The 25,239-nt window shown below is 34.7% G+C and carries 28 protein-coding genes; 18 read left to right on the top strand and 10 right to left on the bottom strand.

Annotated features, from left to right (window positions below; genetic code table 11):
- Window positions 1–26: 26 nt before the first annotated feature.
- Window positions 27–1,097 carry a branched-chain amino acid aminotransferase gene (locus SIB89_RS04805; RefSeq protein WP_155090301.1) on the bottom strand — a complete coding sequence of 357 codons (1,071 nt, stop codon included), beginning with the start codon at window positions 1,095–1,097 and terminating at the stop codon, window positions 27–29.
- Between the two features lie 118 nt (window positions 1,098–1,215).
- On the opposite strand from SIB89_RS04805, the gene SIB89_RS04800 reads away from it, so the two are divergent.
- From SIB89_RS04800 to SIB89_RS04790, 3 genes are all read left to right on the top strand, one after another.
- A complete protein-coding gene (locus SIB89_RS04800) occupies window positions 1,216–1,722 on the top strand; it encodes a DUF4920 domain-containing protein (protein WP_412561375.1) in 507 nt (168 codons plus the stop codon).
- Window positions 1,723–2,424 carry a tRNA (5-methylaminomethyl-2-thiouridine)(34)-methyltransferase MnmD gene (gene mnmD / locus SIB89_RS04795; RefSeq protein WP_412561374.1) on the top strand — a complete coding sequence of 234 codons (702 nt, stop codon included), beginning with the start codon at window positions 1,723–1,725 and terminating at the stop codon, window positions 2,422–2,424.
- Between the two features lie 123 nt (window positions 2,425–2,547).
- The gene (locus tag SIB89_RS04790) at window positions 2,548–3,453 is read left to right on the top strand and encodes a TIGR01777 family oxidoreductase (protein ID WP_412561373.1); all 906 of its coding nucleotides are present in this window, start codon (window positions 2,548–2,550) and stop codon (window positions 3,451–3,453) included.
- A gap of 1 nt (window position 3,454) precedes the next feature.
- Here SIB89_RS04790 and SIB89_RS04785 read toward each other — a convergent pair whose 3' ends face one another.
- Window positions 3,455–4,240: an anti-sigma factor domain-containing protein gene (locus SIB89_RS04785; protein WP_412561372.1), complete on the bottom strand. Its 786-nt coding sequence runs from the start codon at window positions 4,238–4,240 to the stop codon at window positions 3,455–3,457.
- Window positions 4,240–4,794 carry an RNA polymerase sigma factor gene (locus SIB89_RS04780; protein ID WP_412561371.1) on the bottom strand — a complete coding sequence of 185 codons (555 nt, stop codon included), beginning with the start codon at window positions 4,792–4,794 and terminating at the stop codon, window positions 4,240–4,242. The genes SIB89_RS04785 and SIB89_RS04780 overlap by 1 nt, the downstream gene beginning before the upstream one ends.
- Before the next feature lie 129 nt (window positions 4,795–4,923).
- Here SIB89_RS04780 and SIB89_RS04775 point away from each other — a divergent pair, with 129 nt between their 5' ends.
- The gene (locus SIB89_RS04775) at window positions 4,924–5,436 is read left to right on the top strand and encodes a fasciclin domain-containing protein (protein ID WP_412561370.1); all 513 of its coding nucleotides are present in this window, start codon (window positions 4,924–4,926) and stop codon (window positions 5,434–5,436) included.
- 171 nt (window positions 5,437–5,607) lie between these two features.
- On the opposite strand, the gene SIB89_RS04770 is transcribed toward SIB89_RS04775, so the two are convergent.
- Window positions 5,608–6,261, bottom strand: coding sequence for a YceI family protein (locus tag SIB89_RS04770; protein ID WP_412561369.1), 654 nt, complete (start codon window positions 6,259–6,261; stop codon window positions 5,608–5,610).
- A 160-nt stretch (window positions 6,262–6,421) separates the two neighbouring features.
- On the opposite strand from SIB89_RS04770, the gene SIB89_RS04765 reads away from it, so the two are divergent.
- The 11 genes from SIB89_RS04765 to SIB89_RS04715 all read left to right on the top strand — a co-directional run bounded on the left by SIB89_RS04765 (window position 6,422) and on the right by SIB89_RS04715 (window position 17,023).
- Complete coding sequence (locus SIB89_RS04765; protein WP_412561368.1) at window positions 6,422–6,973, top strand: nucleotide exchange factor GrpE; 552 nt, start codon at window positions 6,422–6,424, stop codon at window positions 6,971–6,973.
- A gap of 33 nt (window positions 6,974–7,006) precedes the next feature.
- Window positions 7,007–8,122: a molecular chaperone DnaJ gene (dnaJ, locus tag SIB89_RS04760; RefSeq protein ID WP_273291927.1), complete on the top strand. Its 1,116-nt coding sequence runs from the start codon at window positions 7,007–7,009 to the stop codon at window positions 8,120–8,122.
- 271 nt (window positions 8,123–8,393) lie between these two features.
- The gene (locus tag SIB89_RS04755; RefSeq protein ID WP_155090310.1) at window positions 8,394–9,320 is read left to right on the top strand and encodes an ABC transporter ATP-binding protein; all 927 of its coding nucleotides are present in this window, start codon (window positions 8,394–8,396) and stop codon (window positions 9,318–9,320) included.
- Between the two features lie 3 nt (window positions 9,321–9,323).
- The gene (locus tag SIB89_RS04750) at window positions 9,324–10,637 is read left to right on the top strand and encodes an ABC transporter permease (protein WP_412561367.1); all 1,314 of its coding nucleotides are present in this window, start codon (window positions 9,324–9,326) and stop codon (window positions 10,635–10,637) included.
- A gap of 3 nt (window positions 10,638–10,640) precedes the next feature.
- The gene (locus SIB89_RS04745; RefSeq protein WP_412561366.1) at window positions 10,641–11,516 is read left to right on the top strand and encodes a mechanosensitive ion channel family protein; all 876 of its coding nucleotides are present in this window, start codon (window positions 10,641–10,643) and stop codon (window positions 11,514–11,516) included.
- Between the two features lie 6 nt (window positions 11,517–11,522).
- Complete coding sequence (locus SIB89_RS04740) at window positions 11,523–12,410, top strand: DUF6268 family outer membrane beta-barrel protein (protein WP_235898398.1); 888 nt, start codon at window positions 11,523–11,525, stop codon at window positions 12,408–12,410.
- Between the two features lie 2 nt (window positions 12,411–12,412).
- On the top strand, window positions 12,413–13,576 hold the full coding sequence (locus SIB89_RS04735; RefSeq protein WP_412561365.1) for a sigma-54-dependent transcriptional regulator: 1,164 nt from the start codon (window positions 12,413–12,415) through the stop codon (window positions 13,574–13,576).
- 1 nt (window position 13,577) lies between these two features.
- Window positions 13,578–14,132 (top strand): hypothetical protein, encoded by a 555-nt coding sequence (locus SIB89_RS04730; RefSeq protein WP_155090314.1) that lies wholly within the window; start codon window positions 13,578–13,580, stop codon window positions 14,130–14,132.
- A gap of 14 nt (window positions 14,133–14,146) precedes the next feature.
- Window positions 14,147–15,025, top strand: a complete 879-nt coding sequence (locus tag SIB89_RS04725; protein WP_412561364.1) for a PPK2 family polyphosphate kinase — start codon at window positions 14,147–14,149, stop codon at window positions 15,023–15,025.
- Window positions 15,018–16,439 (top strand): M20/M25/M40 family metallo-hydrolase, encoded by a 1,422-nt coding sequence (locus tag SIB89_RS04720; protein WP_412561363.1) that lies wholly within the window; start codon window positions 15,018–15,020, stop codon window positions 16,437–16,439. Before SIB89_RS04725 ends, SIB89_RS04720 begins: the two co-directional genes overlap by 8 nt.
- Window positions 16,440–16,450: 11 nt before the next feature.
- Window positions 16,451–17,023, top strand: a complete 573-nt coding sequence (locus SIB89_RS04715; RefSeq protein WP_412561362.1) for a hypothetical protein — start codon at window positions 16,451–16,453, stop codon at window positions 17,021–17,023.
- 1 nt (window position 17,024) lies between these two features.
- On the opposite strand, the gene SIB89_RS04710 is transcribed toward SIB89_RS04715, so the two are convergent.
- Window positions 17,025–17,834, bottom strand: coding sequence for a M23 family metallopeptidase (locus tag SIB89_RS04710; protein WP_412561361.1), 810 nt, complete (start codon window positions 17,832–17,834; stop codon window positions 17,025–17,027).
- A gap of 59 nt (window positions 17,835–17,893) precedes the next feature.
- On the opposite strand from SIB89_RS04710, the gene SIB89_RS04705 reads away from it, so the two are divergent.
- Together SIB89_RS04705 and SIB89_RS04700 are read left to right on the top strand one after the other, a co-directional pair.
- The gene (locus SIB89_RS04705; protein ID WP_273291906.1) at window positions 17,894–18,271 is read left to right on the top strand and encodes a glyoxalase superfamily protein; all 378 of its coding nucleotides are present in this window, start codon (window positions 17,894–17,896) and stop codon (window positions 18,269–18,271) included.
- Between the two features lie 29 nt (window positions 18,272–18,300).
- Window positions 18,301–19,911: a carboxypeptidase-like regulatory domain-containing protein gene (locus SIB89_RS04700; RefSeq protein WP_412561360.1), complete on the top strand. Its 1,611-nt coding sequence runs from the start codon at window positions 18,301–18,303 to the stop codon at window positions 19,909–19,911.
- On the opposite strand, the gene SIB89_RS04695 is transcribed toward SIB89_RS04700, so the two are convergent.
- The 5 genes from SIB89_RS04695 to lysA all read right to left on the bottom strand — a co-directional run bounded on the left by SIB89_RS04695 (window position 19,908) and on the right by lysA (window position 24,428).
- Window positions 19,908–20,633: a hypothetical protein gene (locus SIB89_RS04695; RefSeq protein ID WP_412561359.1), complete on the bottom strand. Its 726-nt coding sequence runs from the start codon at window positions 20,631–20,633 to the stop codon at window positions 19,908–19,910. The two genes, SIB89_RS04700 and SIB89_RS04695, sit on opposite strands and share 4 nt — an antisense overlap.
- Window positions 20,630–20,755 (bottom strand): hypothetical protein, encoded by a 126-nt coding sequence (locus SIB89_RS04690; RefSeq protein WP_412561358.1) that lies wholly within the window; start codon window positions 20,753–20,755, stop codon window positions 20,630–20,632. The genes SIB89_RS04695 and SIB89_RS04690 overlap by 4 nt, the downstream gene beginning before the upstream one ends.
- A gap of 40 nt (window positions 20,756–20,795) precedes the next feature.
- The gene (locus SIB89_RS04685) at window positions 20,796–21,986 is read right to left on the bottom strand and encodes a DUF1624 domain-containing protein (protein WP_412561357.1); all 1,191 of its coding nucleotides are present in this window, start codon (window positions 21,984–21,986) and stop codon (window positions 20,796–20,798) included.
- A gap of 98 nt (window positions 21,987–22,084) precedes the next feature.
- On the bottom strand, window positions 22,085–23,122 hold the full coding sequence (locus SIB89_RS04680) for an AI-2E family transporter (protein ID WP_155090323.1): 1,038 nt from the start codon (window positions 23,120–23,122) through the stop codon (window positions 22,085–22,087).
- A 100-nt stretch (window positions 23,123–23,222) separates the two neighbouring features.
- Complete coding sequence (lysA, locus tag SIB89_RS04675; protein WP_412561356.1) at window positions 23,223–24,428, bottom strand: diaminopimelate decarboxylase; 1,206 nt, start codon at window positions 24,426–24,428, stop codon at window positions 23,223–23,225.
- A gap of 114 nt (window positions 24,429–24,542) precedes the next feature.
- Between lysA and SIB89_RS04670 the strand changes: the two genes are divergently transcribed.
- The gene (locus tag SIB89_RS04670) at window positions 24,543–25,205 is read left to right on the top strand and encodes a hypothetical protein (RefSeq protein WP_155090325.1); all 663 of its coding nucleotides are present in this window, start codon (window positions 24,543–24,545) and stop codon (window positions 25,203–25,205) included.
- The last annotated feature ends 34 nt before the right edge of the window (window positions 25,206–25,239 follow it).

The following is a 25,239-nucleotide window of genomic DNA, read 5'->3' as shown; positions in this document are numbered from 1 at the left end:
TTGTTTTGCTTGGTTTATCAGCTCAACTAACACACCTTAACTCGCCATCCATAAGGATCATCCGATTTATTGGTCTGTATATCCGTAATACGTTTTTTAAGTAAAGCTCCGTAAGTGTTTTCAAGTTCTGGCAATTCGTAATCCTTGCCTTTAAAGCCAAATCCAGATATTGGCGAGACCACAGCTGCCGTACCTGCGCCAAAAAGTTCTTTTAGGCTTCCGTTTTCTGAGGCTTCAATAAGTTCAGCAACCTTTATCTTACGAACTTCAACATCAATCCCTTCAGCTTCAGCTATGGTTAAAATACTTTTTCTTGTGATGCCATCCAATATTCTATCACTTGTGGGTACTGTAAGCAACGTGTCATTTATTCTAACAAAGATATTCATGGCTCCAGCTTCTTCAATATACTCGTGTGTATTGTCATCTGTCCAAATAACTTGCTGGTAGCCTCTGTTATTGGCAAGTTGAGTAGGATAAAATTGACCAGCATAATTACCACCAGCTTTCGCAAAACCTACACCACCATTAGCAGAACGTGAATACTTTTCTTCAATAAGTACTTTTACTTTTCCAGAAAAATAAGATCCTGATGGAGCACATGCGATGATGAATTTATAGGCATTTGCTGGCGACGCATGAAAACCTTGTCCTGTAGCAAACATAAAAGGTCGGATATATAACGAACTACCTTCAGAGGTAGGAATCCAGTCTTTTTCAAGCTTTATAAGTTCTTTAAGACCATTCATAAAACAGGCTTCGGGCAGTTCTGGCATTGCCAAACGCTTGGCGGAAATGTTCAAGCGATTAAAATTGTCAACTGGCCTAAATAAAAACACATTATTATCTGAGTCCTTGTAAGCTTTCATACCTTCAAAAATAGACTGTCCATAGTGAAAAATCTTTGCAGAAGGCTCGAGTGTCACAGGTTGATAAGGCACAATACTCGGATTTTGCCATTCTCCATTCTTAAAATCGCATACAAGCATGTGATCTGAGAATACACGACCAAAAGCTAAATTGTTAAAATCAACATTAGCAATTTTTGAAGTTTTAGATTTTTCAATTTGAATGTCCTCTGTGTAGTTAATAGCCATAAGCACGTGTCATTTATTCCGCAAAAGTACACAATCAATGCCGTTAATAAAAGGCTATGTTAGCTTAAATTTTGTAAATTCGCAATTCAATAAACAAATAATATTAAAGATATTAATAATGAAAAAAATACTCTTATTTCTTGCAATTGGCTTATTTGCAGTATCATGCAAAAATGAAAAAGAAACTACCGAAGAGAAAGTTGAAGACGTAAAAAAGGAAATGGCATACACGTCAATTGGGATGGAAATTAACGATGCAGATGCCTTATCATCTGAGCGTATGATGGAACATTACAAAGGCATGAAAGCTGGTGATACAGTTCCTGCAAAAATGAAAGCAAAGATCGTTGAGGTCTGCTCTAAAAAAGGCTGTTGGATGACTTTGGATATGGACGGAGAAAATGAAGTGATGGTAAAGTTTAAGGATTACGGATTCTTTATGCCATTGGATGCGGAAGGAGAGGTAGTGGTAAACGGAAAAGCTTTTGTTACGGAAACTCCAGTGGATGAATTAAGACATTACGCTGAAGATGCAGGAAAATCTAAAGAAGAAATCGAAGCGATTACCGAACCTAAGTTAGAGTACCGTTTTGAAGCTGATGGAGTATTGCTAAAAACAGAGTAATTGAAGAGAAAAATCATCACCACGTCTGATGGCTCCAAGACCATTCAGATAGAAGATTGGAATGAACAATACCATTCCATTCATGGTGCCATACAAGAAGCAAATCATGTATTCATTAAGCATGGTTTGCTTTTCTTTTTTGAATCGAATTGTCACAATGAACGCAGTCGAAGTGTAAGTGGGTATGGTGCTCTTAACATTCTAGAAATCGGTTTCGGTACAGGCCTTAACGCTTTCCTAACGTTATTAGAAGCGGAAAAGTTAAAACAGCACATCAACTACGTAGGAGTAGAGGCATACCCTGTGAAGCAAGATGAAATTGACCAGTTGAATTATGTTGAGTTAGTTTCTGAAAATCATAAAACGCAATTCGAGAAAATGCATCATGTTCCTTGGGAAGAACAACATGGCATCACACCAAATTTCAGATTAGAAAAACAGGAAAAATTCTTTAAGTCTATCGATGCTCACAACGAATTTGATATCATATATTTTGATGCTTTCGGAGCTCGTGTACAACCAGAACTTTGGACAGAAGACATCTTCACCATCATGTATAAAGCGTTAAAAGAAGAAGGCGTTTTAGTTACATATTCAGCTAAAGGTAGTGTAAGACGTGCCATGCAAGGTGTTGGCTTCACCGTTGAGCGCCTTCCTGGTCCACCTGGAAAGAGAGAGATGTTACGTGCAATCAAACTGTGATCATAACTATCTATAGAATGCAGAATTTTTAATGTTAAATTCTTTGTTTACTGGAAACGTTAAATCCAAACTAAAGTCCTTCACAAGGCATTTTACCTTTAGTATCTTTGTATAAAAAGAATAATGACAGTTTTAATAACAGGAGCGACAGGATTAATAGGGCAAAAGATTGTAAAACTTTGTCATGCAGAAGGGATTAGTGTTCATTATTTAACTACCTCAAAATCTAAACTGACTACAGAAGATAATTACAAAGGCTTCTATTGGAACCCAAATAAAAATGAAATCGACCATAAATGCTTTGAAGGAGTATCTTCAATAATAAACCTGGTCGGCGCAACAATATCAAAACGTTGGACAGAAGATTACAAAAAAATTATTCTTGAGAGCCGTACCAAAACTGCAGAACTCTTACAAGATACTATTAAGAAGCACAACTATAAAATAGATTATGTGGTGTCTGCAAGTGCTATTGGTATTTATCCATCTAGTTTTGTTAACTTTTATGATGAAGAGAATACTGAAATTTCTGAGACATTTTTAGGTGAAGTCGTAGCCGCTTGGGAGAATGCTGTGGATAATTTTAAACCTCTTGGTTGTAAAGTGGCAAAGGTTAGAATTGGTTTGGTCTTGGCAGAAAATGATGGCGCACTTCCTAAAATGGCAAAACCGATAAATTATGGTGTTGGTTCTCCTTTTGGTAGTGGTAAACAATGGCAAAGTTGGATACATGTAGAAGATTTAGCCAGGCTTTTTATATACGCTTTGCAATATCAATTAATAGGTCTTTACAATGGTGTGGCACCAAATCCTGTAACTAACAATGACCTAACAAAGGTGATAGCTAACGTTCTTAACCGACCATTGATTTTACCTAATATTCCAAAGTTTGCAATGAATTTAGCTTTAGGCGAAATGCATATCTTACTATTTGAAAGTCAGCGCGTCAGCTCTCAAAAAATTGAAAACAAAGGTTTTTATTTCAAATATGCCAATTTAAGGCCAGCTTTAGAGGATTTGTTAGAATAAATCACTTCAAATACACGTTAGTCACTAATCGTTCAACAGTCGGATGGTCATTGCCACCAGCAGGTTCTATTGTTATATTTAATGATTCGGAATGATCTATGTAGTTCATGGCCATTAATTTTTTATCCTTAGAAATAACACCCATATTAATCATTTCTCCTTCAACGTCGGCCCACATTTGGTAGTCGTGATCAGCATCTAAATCTGGTAATCGCTCAGTATTTATCACAACAGATTTTGTACTGTGATTAACATAACTAATTACCTTAGTTTCCGGCGATATGTCATTTCCGGTTAAAACATACTTTTCTGTTTCCGGATGTGCTATAGCCGCGTATAGTGAGTTCTTGTTTTTAAGTTCCTTATTAAGGCTTTCAATGGTGGTATTCAATTCGGTTTTTTCGTTTTCAACTGTTTCTAATTGCTGTTTCACTGTATTTAGCTGATTATACATCCAAAAACTTCCAATCATAAATAACGCAGCAATGCTTGCGGCAATTCCCAAATAAAATTTTGAGTTACTATTAGGTTTCAATTCAACAATCTTAGTGTCATTTGAGGCTGAATTTATAGCATTTAGAAGATTAGATTTTACCAAGGCAGGTGGCGTAATAGTATTTTCGAAACCGAGGGTTTCAAAGTCTTCCTCGAGTTGATCAAAATATGCTTTTAATTCAGTATCTGAAGATAGGATACGCTCAATCTGTTCGCTTTCTTTAACATCGAGTTCTCCGAGCAAATATTGCTCTAGTAATCCATTTTCTAATATCGTTTTCTTATCCATCATCACAACACATTTAGTATTAGTAAAAGAACACTTATTGCCTTGGAATAAGTGGTTCTCAGCTCTTTTAAGGCTTGCCTAACATAAGATTTAAAAGTACCCAAAGGCACATTCATTTCTTTGTGAGCCTCTCTATGTGTCAGTCCTTTAAAGTAGACTAATTCTATTGCCTCCTTATGATGAGCTTCGAGACTGGTAATCGCACCCTTGAGTTCTAAATACTCATTATCTATACTAATAGCTTCTTCTTTATTTTTATATACACTAAAATCATCAGTTTGGATGAGCGGATCATTCTTTCTTAAAACATTTAACGTTTTGTTTTTGGCAATACGATATACCCAAGTGTAAAAACGACCCTTGGTAGCGTCATAGTTTTCGGCCTTGTCCCAAACCGTCATAAAAGTGTCTTGTAATAAATTTTGAGCTTTACCCTCATCTCGTATCATTTTTAGAATAATACTGTAAATAGCACCAGAATATTTATCGTAGAGTAATGATAACGCACCTTCATCCTTATTTTTTAATTGTTGAATAAGTCTAGTGTCGTTTTGCATTTAATGTTAAAGATTTCACAAAAGTGAGGTCTTGCTCATCTATGACCAAGAAGCCTGTGTAAATATAAATGAAAGCACTTCAAAAATAAAATAAGTGCATTAAATAGTTTAACCAAAAAATTAAAAAACATGAAAAAATTAGTATTTGTATTGACAACAGTAGTGGCATTAGCATTCTCACAAACGGCTACAGCCCAAAAAACAATTGTAGATGCAGCAGTGGGTAATGAAAATTTCTCAACCTTAGTAACAGCATTAAAAGCGGCAGATTTAGTAGAAGCATTACAAGGTGATGGTCCTTTTACAGTATTCGCACCAACAAATGATGCTTTCGCTAAAATAGACGAAGCAACATTAAAAAGTTTACTTAAGTCAGAGAACAAGGAAATGTTATCTAAGATTTTAACGTACCATGTTGTATCAGGAAAATTAATGGCTAGTGATGTAGTTGCTGCATTAAAAAAAGGAAACGGGAAAGTTGAAATAGAAACTTTGGCTGGGCAAAAATTAACCGTAATGCAAAAAGACGGTAAGATCTGGTTAAAAGATCAAAACGGAAATTACAGTGAAATCACAGCGACAGATGTAGAGGGAAGTAATGGCGTGATTCACGTAATTGATACTGTAGTAATGCCAGAATAATGGTTTAGTGTTAATGTTAGTTAGGCATTATTACTTAAAAGGTTATTAATCACTATTTGGTTGGTTATAATTGATTAATAGCGACGCAATTTTAGAGATAAAATTGCTATGAAAAGGAAAAGCACTTACAGTTTTGTAAGTGCTTTTTTTTATTCTAATTTTTTCTTTTACTTAAGCCTTCTTAGCTACTAAGCTCACTTTTAACTCAATATCATCGTTGATGAAGCTATCGCCTAGATCATCAAAAAAAGATTTTGATCCATATTTTACATTCCACTTAGAACGATCAATTGTAAAAGTTTCACTAGTTAACTTCATCGTGTCACCATCCATAGAAGTGGTAACTGGGATGCTAATATTGTTCGTAGTTTCTTTCATAGTTAAATTACCAGAAAGCATTGTTTTACCGTCCACAGTTTCTAAACCTGTAACTTCAAATTTTGCTTTCGGATAGGCTTCTACGTCAAAGAAATCGGCACTCTTAAGATGACCTGTCAATTTTGCATTACCTTCTTTCTCTACTGGGATATCTGTAACTGTAATGCTATTCATATCAATAGCAAAACTACCGCTTTCAATATTACCATCATTTACGCTTACAGAACCTTCAGCAATTGAGATTGTTCCTGTATGTGTGCCAGTTGGCTTAAACCCTTTCCATTCTATGGTCGATTCATCAGCAATAGCTTTATAAGTTACAGCAGATGCTTCGGCTACAGCTGCGTCTTCTGCTTCTGTAGTTTCTGCTTCTTTCGCTTTGTCTTTACAGCTTGAAAATGCTACTAATGCTATTACGGTAAAAATTTTTAAAAAGTTTGTTTTCATGTTAGTGTTTTTTTTGTTTTAAGATTGTAAAATTACAAAATAGATAGGCTACGTACTAATAAAAAAATGTTAATGACATTTTGACATTATCATAATAATGGCAGTACTTTTGCAGACCTAAATCGAAGATTTAATTCAGATTAAAAAATTTAAACTCAAAATGAGTAAAAAAGATAAAAATAAAAAGGCTGAGGAGCCTCAAGTAGAGGATGCAGCAACAGCAACCGCTGAAGCCATAAAAGAGGAAAAAGAAAAAGTCTCTGTAGAGGAACAACTTCAAGATCAATTAGCAACCGAGAAAGACAAGTTTATGCGTCTCTTTGCTGAGTTCGAAAATTATAAAAAACGCACAAACAAGGAACGAATTGAGCTATTTAAAACAGCGAGTGAAAGCGTAATGCTGTCTATGCTTCCTATATTAGATGATTTTGAACGTGCTTTATTGCATATTGAGGAAGATAAGGAAGCTGAGGAATTGCGCAAGGGCGTGTTGTTAATCTACAATAAGCTTTTAACAACATTAGAGCAAAAAGGCTTATCTAAAATCGAAGTGAATAAAGGCGACGTCTTCAATGCCGATGACCACGAGGCAGTAACACAAATACCTGCACCAAGTGATGATTTAAAAGGTAAAATCATTGATGTAGTAGAACGAGGATATAAACTGGGAGATAAGGTTATTCGTTTTCCAAAAGTGGTTATTGGACAATAATAAAAAAAATTCCCGATGTCTCGGGCAATACACATGAAAGAAGATTATTACGACGTTTTAGGAATAAGTAAAAATGCATCTGACGCTGAAATTAAAAAAGCCTATCGTAAGATGGCTTTAAAGTATCATCCAGATAAAAATCCAGGGGATACTGAAGCGGAAGATAAATTTAAAAAAGCAGCTGAAGCTTATGAGGTTTTGAGCAATGCTGATAAAAGAGCACGTTATGACCAATTCGGTCACCAAGCATTTGATAATAATGGTGGCTTTGGTGGAGGTGGTATGAATATGGATGACATCTTCAGCCAATTTGGTGATATTTTTGGTGGTGCTTTTGGTGGAGGCGGATTTAGTGGCTTCGGTGGAGGCGGAAGGCAGCGTGTTGTTAAAGGAAGCAACCTAAGAATTAGAGTAAAGTTGTCTTTAGAAGAAGTGGCTAATGGCGTTGAGAAAAAAATAAAAGTAAAGCGTAAAGTACAAGCTGAAGGAACCACATATAAAACTTGTGGAACTTGTAATGGTTCTGGCCAAGTAACACGTGTAACGAATACTATTTTAGGTAGAATGCAAACCGCTTCAACATGTCAAACATGTGGTGGTGCAGGGCAAACTATTGATAAAAAACCATCTGATGCTGATGCCCAAGGATTAAAAGTTGCAGAAGAAACCGTTTCGGTAAAAATACCTGCAGGTGTTGTGGATGGTATGCAATTAAAAGTAACAGGAAAGGGAAATGATGCGCCAGGAAATGGAATTGCTGGTGATATGTTGGTGGTAATACAAGAAGAGGAACATCCTACCTTAAAGCGTGAAGGAGACAATTTGCATTATGATATGTATGTAAGTTTGCCAGATGCAGTATTAGGAACTTCAAAAGAAATAGATACCGTAACAGGTAAAGTAAGAATTAAGATAGAAGCAGGAGTGCAGTCTGGAAAAATTCTAAGATTGAGAGGGAAAGGGATTCCAAGTATAAATGGTTACGGTAAAGGAGATTTGTTGGTACATGTAAATGTTTGGACACCAAAGACTTTGAGCAAAACCCAAAAGGAATTTTTTGAAAGCATGCGAGAAGATGAACATTTTGAACCTAAGCCAGAGAGCTCTGATAAATCTTTTTTTGAGAAGGTTAAAGATATGTTTTCATAAATAAGTGTATAATTCATAAAAAATACTATCTTTGATATATCGCTAATGCTAATTAGCGGTAATTTTTCTTTTTCATAGCAATTTTTTCCCATCCTTATCTAACCATAAGGGTGGGTTTTGTTTTTTATAGTATTTCTTCCTTGTTTTATTTTTCTTTAGAGTTAAGGAAATATTTATTTGTAATATAAATAGTCTTACTTAATTACTGTAAAAATTCATACATTTAATATCTTTACGAGCCTTAAACCCTATCTAAAAAATTAAGTTCTATATGAATGATTTATTAGTTGCTGATTCCGTGTCAAAAAACTTTGGGAATTTTAAAGCACTAAATCAGGTATCCATTGCTGTGCCAAAGGGAAGCATCTTTGGATTACTTGGCCCAAACGGAGCAGGTAAAACCACTCTTATACGTATCATTAATCAAATCACCATGCCAGATGAAGGCTCTGTTCTATTAGACGGACAACCTTTAAAACCAGAACACATTAAGGATATTGGCTATTTGCCAGAAGAACGCGGGCTGTACAAATCCATGAAGGTTGGTGAGCAAGCGTTGTATTTGGCTCAACTAAAAGGCATGTCAAAAGCTGAAGCTAAAAGTAGATTGAAATATTGGTTTGAAAAATTGGAAATTGGAGATTGGTGGAATAAAAAGATTCAAGAATTAAGTAAAGGTCAAGCCCAAAAAATACAGTTTATTGTTACTGTTTTGCATAAACCAAAACTGTTGATTTTTGATGAACCATTTTCAGGTTTTGATCCTATAAATGCCAACCTGATTAAAGATGAAATCTTACAATTGCGTGATGAAGGTGCTACGGTGATTTTCTCTACACATCGAATGGAATCCGTTGAAGAACTGTGTGACCACATTGCGCTGCTTCATAAATCAAATAAAATATTGGATGGTAAGTTAAATGACATCAAAGGCCAATATAAAACCAACACTTTTGAAGTCGGTTTACAATCCAACAACAGCACTGCTGTTTTAAACGAAATTAAAGATAGGTTTGAGGTGCTACCAGCAACTTTTAAAAATCTGCATGACGATATTAAGTTGAATATAAAAATAAATGAGTCGGCATCGTCCAACGATTTGTTGTCATTTTTAACCTCAAAGGCAGAAGTGCATCATTTTGTTGAGGTAATTCCATCTGCCAATGACATTTTTATTCAAACTGTAAAAAACAACTAAATAATGAACCACTTACCACTCATTATAAAGCGCGAATATTTAACCAAGGTTAAGAACAGATCATTTATTGTAATGACGTTTTTAAGCCCATTGATAATGATTGCCCTGATTGCAGTTGTGGCATATTTATCTCAATTAAACAATGATAAACAACGTACCATTTCGGTATTGGATGAAACAGGGTTTTTTAACGATGTGTTTCAAAATACTGAAAACACAACCTATACGAACTTAAATGAATTAAATCTAGACGATGCTATTGCTTTAGTAAAGAAAAAAGAGGACTATGGCTTATTACATATTGCTAAAATAGATTCAATAGATGCTATTTCTAATAACGTAAAATTTTACTCTGAAGATTCCCCTTCTTTATCAATTATGTCTAGTTTGGAGCGTAAAATAGAGAAACGCGTTCAAGAAATGAAACTTAAGAAAGAAGGAGTGAGCCTTTCCCAAATTGAAGCTTCAACAATTAACTTAGATATATCTCAAGAAAGTTTTGATGGAGAAAAAACGTCTAAAGAAGGTAACGTAGTAAAGTTGATTTTTGGTGGTGTTGCAGGTTATTTATTGTTTATGTTCATCATTATCTATGGTAATATGATCATGCGAAGCGTTATTGAAGAAAAAACCAGTAGGATTATAGAGGTTATCATATCTTCAGTAAAACCTGTACAACTGATGTTGGGTAAAATAATAGGTACCTCACTGGCAGGTATTACACAATTCGCCATTTGGGTTGTTTTAGGAGGTGTGTTAATGGTAGTGGTATCAGCAATTTTAGGAATAGATTTAAGCCAATTACAGACACCACAGCAAGAAATGGTAACCCAAGCTATGGAAGCTGAGGGAGCACAAGCAATAGCAGAGAACATTTTTATTGAAATTACCAATTTGCCAATTTTAAATTTGGTTTTTGCTTTTATATTTTTCTTCGTAGGAGGTTACTTATTATATAGTTCCTTGTATGCAGCCATAGGTGCAGCAGTAGATAATGAAACAGATACCCAGCAGTTTATGTTGCCAATTCTTATGCCGTTGATTTTGGCGGTTTATGTTGGCGTGTTTACGGTTATAGAAGATCCACATGGAACGGTTTCTACCGTATTTTCATTTATTCCATTAACATCACCAGTTGTTATGTTAATGCGTATTCCGTTTGGTGTGCCCTTATGGCAACAGGGATTATCATTAATACTTTTAATAGGGACGTTTATGTTTGCGGTATGGTTTGCAGCTAAAATTTATCGCGTAGGTATTCTAATGTATGGTAAAAAACCGACCTATAAAGAACTATTTAAATGGCTTAAATATTAACCAATGGTACAAGATTTAAGTAAAATAGAAGAAACAATCACAGAGAGTTCTGCCTGGGAATCTACTAAGGAATTCTTAGGAAGGCATATAGATATAGGGAAAGATATAAGTATTTCAATTTTAGATGTCTTAATTGTCATTACGGCAATATTCATTACAACAATCATATTAAGAATCATTTTAAGAGTAATTACAAGAAACCTTCCTGAAGACGATAAAAGTAAATTCAATGTCGTCTATGGTTATTTTAGATGGTTGATTTACGTTATTATTCTGCTCATCACTTTACATTCCGTTGGAATAAATGTTACAGCAGTATTTGCAGCTTCCGCAGCTTTACTAATCGGTGTGGGTTTGGCACTTCAAACGTTGTTTCAGGACATAATTTCAGGTGTTTTTATATTAGTTGATCAGTCGGTACACGTGGGAGACATTATAGAAATTGAAGGCAAAGTAGGGAGGGTTGAGGAAATTAAGTTGAGAACAACAAGAGCGGTTACTATAGACAATAAAGTTTTGGTAATTCCCAATCATTTATACTTAACCAACTCGCTGTATAATTGGACACAAAACGGAACTACAACAAGAGAAAGTGTTGAGGTAGGTGTTGCTTATGGTAGTGATGTTCAATTAGTTAAAAAGTTGTTGTTGCAAGCAGCAAGTACACACGAAGATGTCATTAGCGAACCAGAACCTTCAGTATTGTTCACTAATTTTGGTGATAGTTCTTTAAATTTCAAGCTTATATTTACCCTAGCAGATAGTTTTAAAGCTCAGTTTCCTAAAAGTGATATTCGTTTTGAAATTGATAGATTGTTTAGAGAAAACAACGTTACGATTCCTTTCCCACAACGCGATATTCATATTATTGAAAAATAGAAAAAAATGACTTTACGCTTTTCAAAATGTTGCATAATACTTATTATAACTTTGTTTTATGCTCAGTTTGTTCAAGCCCAACTCGATGATTTAGCGCGTTTAGAGTATTCTTTTATACCAAAAAGCGGCTCAGATGATCAATATACAAGGTTAAGGCTGTCGCTCAACTATCCTATAGAATTAAAAGAAGATACTTATTTCATAGTTGGAGGTGAGTATAATAGGGTAATACTTAACTTACAAGATAACTATCCTTTTGATAGATCGCTTTTAAAAACTATAAATATTATTGACCTTAATTTAGGGTATACATTCAAGACCAGTGAAACATGGAGACTTGGTTTTCGTTTAAATCCGAGAATAGCTTCAACCTTAACCCAAAAAATTAGTGGTGACGACTTTTTTTTAAATGGAGGCGCTTTTGCTATTATAGATCGATCAAAGGATGAAAGTCTAAAACGACCTTACAGATTAATTTTAGGCCTTACCTATAATACCACAACAGGTTTACCGTTTCCTTTGCCATTTGTAAGTTACTACAGAAAACCAAGCGAAAAATGGTCATTTTCTATTGGTGTACCAAAATCCAATATCAAATGGTTTTTAGACCAAAAAAACACCTTGCAGTCATTTGTAAGCTTAGATGGTTATTTTGCACACTTGCAAGAGCCCTCTGTTGTAAATGGCAAGCAAGTTGATAATGTATCGTTATCCGTAATTGTTGGTGGTGCTGGTTATGAGTATTTATTTACAAAGCATTTGGTAGCTTATGCTTATGCTGGTTATACCTTTAGGTTAAATAACGTATTGCGCGATGGTGATAGAAATGAGGTTTTTAAATTAAATGATTTAAACGCCTTTTACTTAAGAACTGGAATAAAATTCAAAATATAGATATGTCAAAAATATTGATAATAGAAGATGAAGCAGCCATTAGAAGAGTATTGGTAAAAATTCTTTCTGAAGAGAGTGATACCTATCAAGTTGAAGAGGCCGAAGATGGTCTAGCTGGAATTGAAAAAATCAAAAAAGACGATTACGACTTAGTGCTCTGTGATATTAAAATGCCAAAAATGGATGGGGTTGAGGTTTTAGAAGCTGTAAAAAAAATAAAACCAGAAATACCTATGGTAATGATATCTGGTCACGGAGATTTGGATACAGCTGTCAACACAATGCGTTTAGGTGCGTTTGATTATATTTCTAAGCCACCAGATTTAAATAGACTTTTAAATACGGTTCGTATCGCTTTAGACAGAAAAGAGCTCGTGGTTGAAAACAAAATGCTAAAAAAGAAAGTTAGCAAAAACTACGAAATGGTAGGTGAGAGTGATGCTATTGAGAATATCAAGGATATGATTGATAAAGTGGCTCCAACTGATGCTCGTGTCCTCATTACAGGTCCAAACGGAACAGGTAAAGAATTGGTGGCACACTGGTTGCACCAAAAAAGTGAGCGCTCCAAAGGGCCAATGATAGAGGTGAATTGTGCTGCAATTCCTAGCGAATTAATCGAAAGTGAATTGTTTGGCCATGTAAAAGGGGCATTTACATCAGCAAATAAAGACCGAGCTGGTAAGTTTGAAGCGGCAAACGGAGGTACTATTTTTCTTGACGAGATAGGCGATATGAGCCTGTCTGCTCAGGCTAAGGTATTGAGAGCCTTGCAGGAAAGTCGTATTCAACGTGTTGGTAGCGATAAGGACATCAAAGTAAATGTAAGAGTTGTAGCTGCAACAAATAAAAACTTAAAGAAGGAGATTGAAGACGGTAAGTTTAGGGAAGATTTGTACCATAGATTGGCTGTTATTTTAATAAAAGTGCCAGCACTGAATGATAGGCGAGAAGACATTCCTCTATTGGTGGATTATTTTGCGGAAAAAATTTCCAGTGAACAAGGAACAGCCAAAAAATCATTTTCTTCTAAAGCTATAAAACTGCTTCAAGATTATGATTGGACAGGCAACATCCGTGAATTAAGAAATGTTGTAGAAAGATTGATTATCTTAGGAGGAAAAGAAGTAAGTGAAGCAGATGTAAAGGCGTTTGCTTCGAAATAACATGAAATTAAAATTAACTGCATATAACAAAAGAGCACTATTAGGAGGTATTATATCTGCTATAATTATTGGTTTGGGTGCTTACGGATTGGGTAATATAAGTGGTTATGAAGCAAAATCACTGATTGCCTCCTCTTTACCAGGTATCAATGCCCTTTGTAATACCATTGTTCTTGCGTCTGCAACAATTCTTGCACTTTTATTAACACTTCTAAGTATAAGCTCTAGCACTAAATCCAGATTAAAGGACGAACATTATAAACATGTTTTGCTCATTGCCAAAATAGACACAATAGTGTTTGTTGCTGCCATGATAGTTTTTCAGTTAATGAACATTCCTGTGACTGAAGCGGAAAATGTACCTAGCTCTTGGTACACAATAATTTATTATATCAGTTTGGGATTGTCCGCAATTTTAAGTGGAGGATTAATAAGTGTTGTCTTAATGCTATACAATACGGTTGTTAGTATTATAAAAATTGTTGGCTTAGGTGTTGAGGATCACCCATTGACTTATCAAGAAGAGGAAGCTAGCGACGAATCGATGAAAAATTAAACAAACAACATTACATGAAAGAAGTCAAAATTGAGGATTTTAAGATCACATCTGAGATTAATATTTCAGATTTACCAACACGTGTAGATTTAGATGCTGATAAAAAAGAACTTAAAGAAGCCTTAAGGGATGTCAGTAAAGATTTAGCGGATATCCAAAACGCGATGTATGCACATGGTAAATACTCGGTTTTGTTTTGCATTCAAGGTATGGATACAGCAGGTAAGGATAGCTTAATCCGTGAAGTTTTTAAGGAATTTAACGTAAGGGGTATTGTAGCACATAGTTTTAAAAAACCAACGGATTTAGAGTTAAAACACGATTATCTTTGGAGACATTATATAGCATTACCAGCAAGAGGTAAATTTGGGATTTTTAATAGAACGCATTATGAAAATGTTTTGGTAACACGTGTGCATCCCAATTATTTGATATATGAGAATATGCCTGATATTGATTCGGTAGAAGATGTTACGGATGCCTTTTGGGACAGACGTTTTAAGGAAATCAATAATTTTGAAAAGCACATTGCAGATAATGGTACCATCATCTTTAAGTTCTTTTTAAATCTATCTAAAGAAGAACAGAAAAACAGATTGTTAAGACGTCTCAACAGACCAGATAAACATTGGAAATTTTCAGCAGATGATTTAAAAGAACGTAAATTGTGGGATAAGTATCAAGCCTGTTATGAAGATGTATTAAACAGAAGTTCTAAACCTCATGCACCTTGGTTTAATATTCCTGCAGATGATAAGCCAACGGCAAGATACATTGTGGCTAAGATTCTATATGAGATATTGACAACTTATAAAGATATAAGAGAGCCGGAGTTGCCAGCTAAGGAAAAAGCGAATATTGATGTATATAAACAAGAACTAAACGATGAATAACTACCTTAAGACTATATCCAGAATTGCATTACTCATTTGTTTCTGTCTTTCCTTTTCCTTGAAAGCACAGTCGGATGAAGACATTCTAAAAAGCATTTATAAACAATCGCTAACCAATGGTAAAAGTTACGAATGGTTAGATTACTTATCCAACAAAATAGGTGGACGCTTATCTGGTTCAACAAATGCTGAACTCGCTGTACAATATACTAAAGCAGAACTTGAGAAATTAGGACTAGACAAAGTGTGGTTGCAACCTGTAATGGTGCCAAAATGGGTGAGAGGTGAACAAGAAATGGCTTATTTTAAAACTTCGAACGACTTAAATAAAGTCAATATTTGTGCTTTAGGCGGATCAGTTGCTACACCAGAAGGTGGTCTAAAGGCAAAAGTTATAGAAGTCAACTCGTATCAAGATTTAGAAAAACTGGGTGAGGAAAACATAAAAGGTAAAATTGTATTCATTAACAGATCTTGGGAACAGGAACTTGTAAATACATTTCAAGCCTATGGAGGTTGTGCTGCAGAGCGTTATGCAGGTGCTGCTGAAGCGGCCAAATATGGCGCAGTTGGTACAATTGTACGTTCATTGAGTTCTCGCCTAGATGATTATCCACATACTGGTAGTATGGGTTACGGAGATTTACCTGTAGAGCAACGTATTCCTTCTGCAGCAATCAGTACCAATGATGCCGTAAAACTAAGCGAAGCTTTAAAAAAGGATAAAGACCTTGAATTTCACTTTGAGATGAGTTGTCAGCAGTTTGACGACGTGATGTCTTATAACGTCATTGGTGAAATTACTGGTAGCGAATTCCCAAATGAATATATCATAGTCGGAGGTCACTTGGATTCATGGGACTTAGGAGATGGAGCACATGATGACGGAGCAGGTGTGGTACAATCCATGGACGTTTTACGATTGATGAAAGAAAGTGGTATTACACCAAAACGTAGTATTCGTGTAGTGTTATTTATGAACGAGGAAAACGGATTACGTGGCGGAAGAAAATATGCCGAAGTTGCCAAAGAAAAGAACGAAAAGCACATTTTTGCCTTAGAAAGCGATGCTGGCGGATTTACACCAAGAGGCTTTAGTTTTGATTGCAGTGACCTTATGTTTTCAAAAATTGAAGCGTGGAGACCACTATTCAAACCGTATTTAATCCATTATTTTGAAAAAGGTGGAAGTGGTGCCGATATCGGCCCATTGAAAAATGATGATATCGTCTTAGCAGGATTACGACCAGACTCACAGCGCTATTTCGATCATCACCATGCAGCAAATGACACCTTTGAACACGTCAACAAACGTGAGCTTGAATTAGGAGCAGCAACTATGACCGCTTTGGTGTATTTAGTGGATAAGTATGGTACTGAAACCATAACCAATACTAAAGAAATAAAAGATTAAAGGTTTGCCTTATGAAGAAAGTACTTCTAATTGTCTTTTCATTGTTTGTGCTAATTGGTTTCGCACAAGAAAATTCTGAAAGCGAATTACCATACTATGAAATCCCAGAGTACTCTGATGAATTTACCGCTGGTACTATGGCAGCGCGAATGGTTGATGCACTAGGCTTCCGTTATTATTGGGCTACAGATAGCTTAACGGAAAAAGATTTAGCCTATAAAGCTAATGAGGACGGTAGATCGACCGAGGAAACCATCAAACATATTTATGATTTATCAAAAATTATTGTCAATTCAACCTTAAAAGAACCAAACTCTAGAATTGATGAAGATTTGTCTTATGAAGAAATGCGAGCAAAAACACTAACAAACCTTAAAACCGCAGCCGATATTTTAAGAACCAGTGATGATATTTCGCAATACAAAATTATTTTCGGTGAACAGGAAATTCCGTTTTGGAATCAAGTTAATGGCCCAATTGCAGATGCCATTTGGCACTGTGGGCAGATAGTAATTTACAGACGAACAACAGGAAACCCTATTAATCCTAAGGTTAATCATTTTTCAGGAAAAGTGAGAAACTAGGTTATAGTTTCCGTTTGTAGAACCTGCCTTGTTTTAATTTTTTTCGTTTTTGTCCTTTAAAATAAAAAGGTATTGATAATCCTCCAGATTTGTAGAGTACTAAATGCAAGTGTGGTATCGTGGTAAAACCAGTCATACCAGAAATAGCAATGGGTTGACCAGCTTTAACCATATCTCCGACATCAACCAAAGCTCCTTCAAAATCTAAATGCACATAGTGCGCCATTGAGCCATCGTCGTGTAAAATATAAAGTTTATTGGCCGTATTTATACACTTTCGGGTTCTGCAATGTTCCTTAGAGTCTTCTTTTACAAAAAACACTTTTCCAGATCTTACCGCAGTTATAGTATCTCCAACTTTGGTTCCAAAATCGATGGCATATTTAGAATGTGGATCATTATGGGAGAATTTTCCACCAAAGGATTGTATTACTTTATAGCGTTTTCCTTTTGGGTAAGGTAACAGATAAGCGTGGTTATTATCAGCATCCCTGTTGGAATCACCAAAATTTGCTTTAAATTTCAGGTAAGACTTAATATGGATTTTAGAGGTATCCGCAAGGCGTGCAATCGGAATCGCTACTGCCTTTTTTAAAGTGTCCTTGTACTTTATAAAACTATAGGGATTTACTTTTATAAACCCCTTTGTAGAATCCAAAGGTGATAATTTTACTTCCATAGGAGCGTAAAACGGGTTTATAAAATCTAGATAAACCGTATCGTTTTCAATATGCTTATAGCTTTTTAAACGCTGGCCATAAAACTGCTGAATAGAAGTAAACGTTATAAGAAGAAGTAGCAACTTTTTCATATAGTAGAGATACAGGTTTAATTAAATTGTTACATTTATAAAGATAAATATTTTAAAAAATGAATACTGGTTACCTCAAAGAAATTCATCCTGTGTTACCTGTTAAGAGCGTAGTTAAAGCTGTTGATTTTTATGTTGAAAAATTAGGTTTTAAGCTTGCTTTTACTGACACAACGAGCGATAACGGTTATGCTGGTGTGTCTAGAGATAATATTGAGATTCATCTACAATGGCACGATGAAAAAGAATGGGTAGAGGGTTTAGACAGACCAATGCTTCGCATATATGTTGAAAATATTACAAAATTGTACGAAGAGTATAAAACCAAAGATGTTTTTCATGAGCGCACAGCTCTGAAGGAAAAGATTTGGGGAACAAAAGAGTTTGCTTTTTATGATTTGTACGGAAATGGTTTAACTTTTTATAGAGATCTGTAATTGTATTTTTTTTATATTTTGGCTATAGCATGAAATTAAGACTTCTATTTATTTCCGTTTTTATTATAGGTTTTTCTGAAATGACCTTTGCTCAGAATGCTAACGAATTACTCTGTAAAGTTTTAGATTTTGAAACGAAATACCCTGTATCCTTTGCAACAATTAAGTTTGATGATTTGCAAAATGGTGTGATTGCAGATGAAGATGGTGAATTTAGGCTGCCTATTGATTATAAATCGTCTGGTAAAACAATCATTATATCCTCCATTGGTTTTGAAACCTTAAGAATCAATGCAGGTTCGTTTAATTTAAATACCATAAACAAGATATACTTAAGACCTAAAGTTGAAGAATTGTCTGCTGTTTTGGTTGTGGCCCAAGCAAAGTCTATTACTTATGCACCCGAAACGATAATTAAGGAGGCTATAAAGAGAATACCTTTCAATTATCCCAGAACACCTCATTCATACATGGCATATTACCGAGATTACCAATTGGTTAACAATAATTATTATAACCTTAATGAGTTTATTTTAGAGACCTTTGATGCAGGTTTTCAAACCAATAAATTTAGGAATTCAGAAAACCGTACGGCCTTATATTCTTATGATTTAAATGAGGACTATTATTTGGATTCTTTGCTTTTAAAGAGCGTGTATGGTCAAGCCAAAGTTATAAATAAGGATGAGAGCGCACAGTTTAATACAGCATTAGAAAACGAATTGGAGATATTAAACGGACATAATGCCATACGTAATTTTGACATACCGAGCTTTTCTTTTGTCGACACTTTTAGGGACGACTTTGTGAATAACCACGATTTTAAGCTTGAAGGCATTAAATACATAGAAGATACTCCGCTATTTGAGATATCTTTTGCATCAAAAAATACTGAAGTAGCAAAATTTAGGGCAAAGGGGACAATTTATATAGCCAAAGGTAATTACGCCATATACAAGATTGAATATAAAATGATTGAGAATGAAAATTTTGCTCAGTACAAAATACAAAGTGGTAATAGCACAAAATTTGAGTTAAGGGAACGCTTAAATACCTTATACGAAGTTAATGTAGAGTACAAGCCATATAATGACAAAATGTACCTCAATTACATCACCTTTAATAATAGGTTTATTATTAAAGAGCCCAATCCATTTAAGGTTAGCGATTTTGAGTTCGATCCTAATGATCAGGCATTTTACATTAGCTTTAATAAAGCAGTTGATGAGTCTTCAATTACAAGAAAGAGTAGGTTTAGAGTATTGTATAAAGACAAGAAATTAATAATTAAAGATATAGAACTTGTTAAGCCCAAAATGGTTAAGATTCAGGTGTTGGATTGGGCTGCTGGTACAGGTGCGAGTTTAGAAGAAGTAAGATCAGAGGACTTCTCTTATCGCGTTAAAAAAATTAAAGATGCCACAGGTGCAAAATTAAATAAGGATTCAAAATTATTGGGTTATCAGTTTAGAGAGTTCTTTACACAAGAGATTTTTGAAGATAAAAAACCAAATAATAATCTCATATTCGTTACCAAAACACTACCCATTTTAGATACAAGGGTAAATCCTCCAACTTTTGATATAGATAAATATTGGGTCAATTCTCCTTTAAAGAAAACAAAGGGAGGTGACCTTTAACCTTTTTGTTCTAATCGTTTATTAATTCTGTCTAAGAGCATTACAGCATTCTCTTTATACGCCTTAGTTATTCCAGAATGGTTTCCAACGGCAAGCATGGCGTGGGATGCAACTTTTACTCTGTAATCTTCACTCTGCACAAAATATTCAATGAGTTCATTTGTCATCTTGCCTTGAGCTAAATCAACAAACCAAGGAAATTTTTCAAAATCTGTGAAGTTTCTCATAACAATGGTTTCCATCCTATCGTTATTTTTAGCTATTAAGGGTTTAAAGATGGTGTAGAACTTTGTAATGTCAATTATAAGGCTGTCTTTTTCGGTAGCGCGTTCATCTATCAGGTTTTTAAGCTGTTCAAAACCTTTGGTTTGTATATTAAACGGTTTGTAGATGGTCACAAGGCTCATACATTCTGGGCATTCCTTGTAGTTCTCCATGGTAATTTCGCGATCAATAATTTTCTTACTGTTTTTAGAATTGGCATCATAGTATTCTATGATTGACCTAGCGGATAATGTGTCTACTTCTAAATCGTAAGAAATAGTTCTTAACGTATTATTGATATTGTTTTTTAACTTTCGTTCTTCATTTAAATTGTTGACATAGAGTGCCAGTAAAATACCAATCATTACCAAGACAATTTCACCAATGGCATAGAGTAAATAACTGCTCATTTTATTAGAGAAGAACTTTTTTCTAATTTTTCTAAAGATATTAATCATAACTTATCTTTTTTGTCTTCTTTATTTTCTTGTTTCATTTTTATATATCTAGACACCAAGCGCATACCTAATCGAGCAAAAAGGATTACGGCAATTACTAAAACAATATCAAATCCATTCATAAGTCTTGGTTTTCTATATGTAGATAAGATACTATAAAAGTTACAGATAGCTTAGCCACCATTTGTCTTTATTGTTTGCTTTATATTGCATATATCGTTTACAGATAGGGAATAAAAGAGCAATAACTAAAACCCAAATTAGATAGGTTACCCAAAGATCAAAGCCTTTGTCAAATAGATAGCCACTCATAAAACGAGCGGGTGTTAAAATAAGTTCTCTCCAGTCGTATCCTTGTATGGATAATCCTATCATTCCGATAATATGAATAAGATAAAGATGGAGTATGTAATAGAAAAAAGGTACACGTCCAAAAACGATTAAAAAATCAGTAACCTTATTCTTAACGGATTCAATGGCATATAAAAACAATAGAGATGGTCCCAATGTCATTAGCGTATAGAGCAATGATGGTGGATATTTAGTGGTGTTGAAAAAAGACAATATAGTTTTAGTAGTTGTATCTTGATAACTCCATGGAGCCAAATCGCCATACACGTTTAAAAAACGTAAGCTCACAAATAATATGATGGCGCCAAAACCTAAACGAAGCAACCATTTTTTGCGTAAACTAGCATTAAAGCCTTTGGTGTAAAAATAACCAAAACAATAGCCCAATATCATAATACCTAACCATGGTAGAAAAGGATAGGCAATCGCCAACATACCTTGACCATCGTTGATCACCTGAAAGTTAAACTGATGAACGTAATACCATAATAATGATAATGGTTCTGTGCCTTCTTGTGTAATACCATCCAATAAATTGTGTCCAAATACTATAACAAGCCCAAGAGCCAAAAGTATTTTCTTAGACAAGTAAATTAAAGCAGCTAAAAACATCATGCAAATGCCTATTGCCCATATAACCTGAAATATATGGACACCAAAACCAATATCAAATGTCCATGCGAAATTAACGACGGTCAATTCAATAACAACCAACCAAAGCCCTCTGGTAAACAAAAATTTAGCAAGCTGATTTTTAGAGGCTTTTTTACTTCCATATAAAAAGGCAGAAGTGCCAGCCAAAAACACAAATACAGGAGCACAAAAATGTGTAATCCATCTGGTGAAAAAAAGTATGGGAGTGGTGGTTTCTAAATTTGTGGGATCTGCAAACATGTAACCCGTATTGGAGTAGTCTCTTACATGATCTAGAGCCATGATGACCATTACAAGGCCTCTCAGAATATCTATAGATTCAATTCTGGTTGATTTGATTAATTTCATCAGTCTTTAGTGTTAGGATTATAAAGACTTCGGGCATGGTTAAAGGTAATGAAAAAGAATAGTACTATGACGTTGGTTATGATATATAATCATCCGATTTATAGACGATCTTCTTCTTGCCCTGTGATGTTCTTACCATATTCATTTTTATAGATTTTAACCAATGCCATAAAAATACTAACTAAAAGAGGTCCAAAAATAAGTCCAATAAAACCAAACAAAGGAACACCGACAATAACACCTATAAGCGTAATTAGTGGATGAACGTTATCAAGTTTTTTAAGCACGTACAGCCTAATAAGGTTATCGGTAGATCCGACAACAACAAGTCCGTAGATTAAAATTCCCCAAGCTTGAAAAGTATTGCCGGTCGATAAGGTTAAGATAAAAACGGGTATTATGCCAATTAAAGTGCCTATAAACGGAATCATAGAACCAATAGTCACAATTACGAACCAAAAAAATGGGTCTTCAATACCAAAAATAACAAATCCTATCAATGCTATAATTCCTTGAGCTAATGCAACAAGGGGAATACCGATAGCGTTAGATTTCACCATAGCTTGTACTTCATTGCCTATGGAGTTTAGACTATCATTGCCCATTGGGATGTAGTCTCGCAACGATTTCCGTAATTCCTTACGATTAGTTAGCATAAAATAAAGCATAAAATACATCAGTCCTACAGCAATAAAAAGGTTAAATGTATTGCCAGCCAAATTCTGTAAATTTTCTGATAGCCAAGTGGTAATGGACTGCGTGTCTATTTGCGAATTGATATTGATACCAGTTGTTTTTTCTAATGAGCCTGTCTGTTGTTTAAAAGCCTTAATCACCTTTTCGCTGTTCTGTGCAGCATCAGAAATTTTATTGCCAAGCATAATGCCAAATCCACTAAGTGGTATAAGAATTATAACAAATGAACCAACCATAAGGGTGATTGCTGCCAATGCTGGTTTCCAATTATATGTTCTCACCAGTTTTTTCATTAACTTTCTTAGAAGAATATAAAAAGTGATGGCACCTAGAACTCCGCTTAAATAAGGGAGCATTTCTCTAAAAATCAGACTACCTGTAAGAATGATTAAAAGTAAAACGAAAATTTGGCGTATTATTTTTGGTGCGATCTGATTCATAATGGTATAAGCAAAGGCTTCTCACAAAGATAAATCTTATCGTATTCCAAAAATTATCTTAACCCCTAAAATATTAACGCATTTGAATTTTGCACCTAACCTAAAAATTAATCTCCACTTGATTATTCAGAATATCATCAAAAGTTTCCCGTTTTCTGATAAGTTGAGGTTTCCCTTGGTAAATCAGTACTTCTGCTGGTCTGTAACGCGAATTATAATTACTCGCCATTGTAAAACAATAGGCTCCTGCATTTTTAAAACAAAGAATGTCACCCTCATTGATTTGATTAATGCGCCTGTTATTTGCAAACGTATCCGTTTCACAGATATAACCTACAACAGAATAAAAACGTTCTCGTCCCTTAGGATTCGAAATATTAATAATCTCGTGTTGAGAACCGTAAAGCATAGGACGTATTAAATGATTGAATCCAGAATCTACTTGGGCGAAAACAGTAGAAGTGGTTTGTTTTACCACATTGACTTTGGCTAAAAACACACCTGCTTCACTCACCAAGAATTTACCAGGCTCAAAAGCCAAGGTTAACTCTTTACCGTAGTTTTTACAGAATGTATTAAAACGTTTGGATAGTTTTTTTCCGAGTTCCTCAATATTGGTTTCAATATCACCAGCTTTATAAGGCACTTTAAAACCAGAACCAAAGTCGATAAATTCAAGATCTTTGAAGTTTTTGGCCGTTTCAAATAAAACTTCACTCGCATATAAAAAGACATCAATATCTAAAATATCACTTCCGGTATGCATGTGGATACCGTTGATCTTCATTTTGGTATTTTCAACAATACGCAACAGCAAAGGAATCTGATGAATTGAAATTCCGAATTTACTATCAATATGTCCCACGGAGATATTAGTGTTGCCACCAGCCATCACATGCGGATTAATTCTTATACAAACAGGAACTTTAGGATGTTTAGTGCCAAATTGTTCTAAAATAGATAGGTTGTCTATATTAATCTGTACACCTAACTTAGCGACGTTTTCAATTTCTTCAAGGGAAACACCGTTTGGAGTAAATATAATATCCTCTGGCTTAAACCCAGCTTTTAAACCCAGTTGCACTTCCTGTATAGAAACAGTATCCAATCCAGAGCCCAATGAATCAAATAATTTTAAAACTGAAATGTTAGAAAGCGCCTTAACCGCATAGTTCAATTTTAAATTTTTAACGGTGCTAAATGCTTTGGTTAAGCGGTTATATTGCGATGTAATGGTGTCTGCATCATACACATACACTGGACTTCCAAAATCCTCGGCAATTTGTAAAAGGGTTTTATTATTCATAAGTGGATAGTACTTCTAAAATTTAGACAGCAAACATAGTCTATCAATATATAATATCGAATTATTTGTAATTAATTTACTAATTTTACACAAATTGTTAAATAATTAACAAACATGAAAACCGTATCATCTTGTGTTGAAGCTATTGTACTAGAGCAGCCCTTTTTAGAAGAAGGTATATCTAAAGAAATTATCAATTACTCCGCTTTGGCAAACGTATTGCAAGAGGACGTATCAAAACAATTAGGTCGTCCGGTAAAAACAGGTGCGATAATGATGGCGCTAAGACGCTACAAGGATAAATTAACCGTTAGCAAACCCTATCATGGTTTAAAAACCTTACTCGAGCAACTCGGTGATATCACTTTACGTTCTAATTTGAGTGATTTTACATTCAAAAATTCAAATACATTAATAAATAGTCAGGCTGATATCTTGAATAAGATTAAAGACAAAAGCCATATCTTTTATACGTTTACAAGAGGTATTTTAGAGAGTAATATTATTATTTCAAGCTCAGAAAAACAGGATGTTCTGGAAAGCTTTAAGGATGAGGTTTGTTTAGAGTTAAAAGAAAATTTATCAGCCATAAGTTTAATATTGCCAAAGAATAACTCAAAGGTGTCAGGTTTATACTATCTCATCCTCAAACGTCTGGCATGGCAAAACGTACCACTTTACGAAGTCATATCCACAACTAACGAGTTCACCATTGTCGTAGAAGACACTGTGGTTGATAGTGCGTTTTCAATTATAAAAAATCTGAATAAAGTTTAAGGACACAACTAAAATCAGCCAAAAAAAATATTGG

Source organism: Winogradskyella sp. MIT101101 (assembly GCF_047126865.1).
Taxonomy (GTDB): domain Bacteria; phylum Bacteroidota; class Bacteroidia; order Flavobacteriales; family Flavobacteriaceae; genus Winogradskyella; species Winogradskyella ouciana.
The sequence above is the reverse complement of the archived record's forward strand: the minus strand, read 5'-3'. Positions and strand labels throughout refer to the sequence as shown.

What these genes read in the sequence shown, in the direction of transcription:
- SIB89_RS04740 (WP_235898398.1), top strand. Translation starts at nt 11,523, where the DNA reads ATGACTTTACGCTTTTCAAAATGTTGCATAATACTTATTATAACTTTG.
- dnaJ (WP_273291927.1), top strand. Translation starts at nt 7,007, where the DNA reads ATGAAAGAAGATTATTACGACGTTTTAGGAATAAGTAAAAATGCATCT.
- SIB89_RS04780 (WP_412561371.1), bottom strand. Translation starts at nt 4,794, where the DNA reads ATGCAAAACGACACTAGACTTATTCAACAATTAAAAAATAAGGATGAA.
- SIB89_RS04770 (WP_412561369.1), bottom strand. Translation starts at nt 6,261, where the DNA reads ATGAAAACAAACTTTTTAAAAATTTTTACCGTAATAGCATTAGTAGCA.
- SIB89_RS04735 (WP_412561365.1), top strand. Translation starts at nt 12,413, where the DNA reads ATGTCAAAAATATTGATAATAGAAGATGAAGCAGCCATTAGAAGAGTA.
- SIB89_RS04700 (WP_412561360.1), top strand. Translation starts at nt 18,301, where the DNA reads ATGAAATTAAGACTTCTATTTATTTCCGTTTTTATTATAGGTTTTTCT.
- SIB89_RS04785 (WP_412561372.1), bottom strand. Translation starts at nt 4,240, where the DNA reads ATGATGGATAAGAAAACGATATTAGAAAATGGATTACTAGAGCAATAT.
- SIB89_RS04755 (WP_155090310.1), top strand. Translation starts at nt 8,394, where the DNA reads ATGAATGATTTATTAGTTGCTGATTCCGTGTCAAAAAACTTTGGGAAT.
- SIB89_RS04705 (WP_273291906.1), top strand. Translation starts at nt 17,894, where the DNA reads ATGAATACTGGTTACCTCAAAGAAATTCATCCTGTGTTACCTGTTAAG.
- SIB89_RS04685 (WP_412561357.1), bottom strand. Translation starts at nt 21,986, where the DNA reads ATGAAATTAATCAAATCAACCAGAATTGAATCTATAGATATTCTGAGA.
- SIB89_RS04710 (WP_412561361.1), bottom strand. Translation starts at nt 17,834, where the DNA reads ATGAAAAAGTTGCTACTTCTTCTTATAACGTTTACTTCTATTCAGCAG.
- SIB89_RS04745 (WP_412561366.1), top strand. Translation starts at nt 10,641, where the DNA reads ATGGTACAAGATTTAAGTAAAATAGAAGAAACAATCACAGAGAGTTCT.
- lysA (WP_412561356.1), bottom strand. Translation starts at nt 24,428, where the DNA reads ATGAATAATAAAACCCTTTTACAAATTGCCGAGGATTTTGGAAGTCCA.
- SIB89_RS04690 (WP_412561358.1), bottom strand. Translation starts at nt 20,755, where the DNA reads ATGAATGGATTTGATATTGTTTTAGTAATTGCCGTAATCCTTTTTGCT.
- SIB89_RS04775 (WP_412561370.1), top strand. Translation starts at nt 4,924, where the DNA reads ATGAAAAAATTAGTATTTGTATTGACAACAGTAGTGGCATTAGCATTC.
- SIB89_RS04800 (WP_412561375.1), top strand. Translation starts at nt 1,216, where the DNA reads ATGAAAAAAATACTCTTATTTCTTGCAATTGGCTTATTTGCAGTATCA.
- SIB89_RS04720 (WP_412561363.1), top strand. Translation starts at nt 15,018, where the DNA reads ATGAATAACTACCTTAAGACTATATCCAGAATTGCATTACTCATTTGT.
- SIB89_RS04750 (WP_412561367.1), top strand. Translation starts at nt 9,324, where the DNA reads ATGAACCACTTACCACTCATTATAAAGCGCGAATATTTAACCAAGGTT.
- SIB89_RS04695 (WP_412561359.1), bottom strand. Translation starts at nt 20,633, where the DNA reads ATGATTAATATCTTTAGAAAAATTAGAAAAAAGTTCTTCTCTAATAAA.
- SIB89_RS04680 (WP_155090323.1), bottom strand. Translation starts at nt 23,122, where the DNA reads ATGAATCAGATCGCACCAAAAATAATACGCCAAATTTTCGTTTTACTT.
- SIB89_RS04670 (WP_155090325.1), top strand. Translation starts at nt 24,543, where the DNA reads ATGAAAACCGTATCATCTTGTGTTGAAGCTATTGTACTAGAGCAGCCC.
- SIB89_RS04805 (WP_155090301.1), bottom strand. Translation starts at nt 1,097, where the DNA reads ATGGCTATTAACTACACAGAGGACATTCAAATTGAAAAATCTAAAACT.
- SIB89_RS04765 (WP_412561368.1), top strand. Translation starts at nt 6,422, where the DNA reads ATGAGTAAAAAAGATAAAAATAAAAAGGCTGAGGAGCCTCAAGTAGAG.
- SIB89_RS04730 (WP_155090314.1), top strand. Translation starts at nt 13,578, where the DNA reads ATGAAATTAAAATTAACTGCATATAACAAAAGAGCACTATTAGGAGGT.
- SIB89_RS04715 (WP_412561362.1), top strand. Translation starts at nt 16,451, where the DNA reads ATGAAGAAAGTACTTCTAATTGTCTTTTCATTGTTTGTGCTAATTGGT.
- SIB89_RS04790 (WP_412561373.1), top strand. Translation starts at nt 2,548, where the DNA reads ATGACAGTTTTAATAACAGGAGCGACAGGATTAATAGGGCAAAAGATT.
- SIB89_RS04725 (WP_412561364.1), top strand. Translation starts at nt 14,147, where the DNA reads ATGAAAGAAGTCAAAATTGAGGATTTTAAGATCACATCTGAGATTAAT.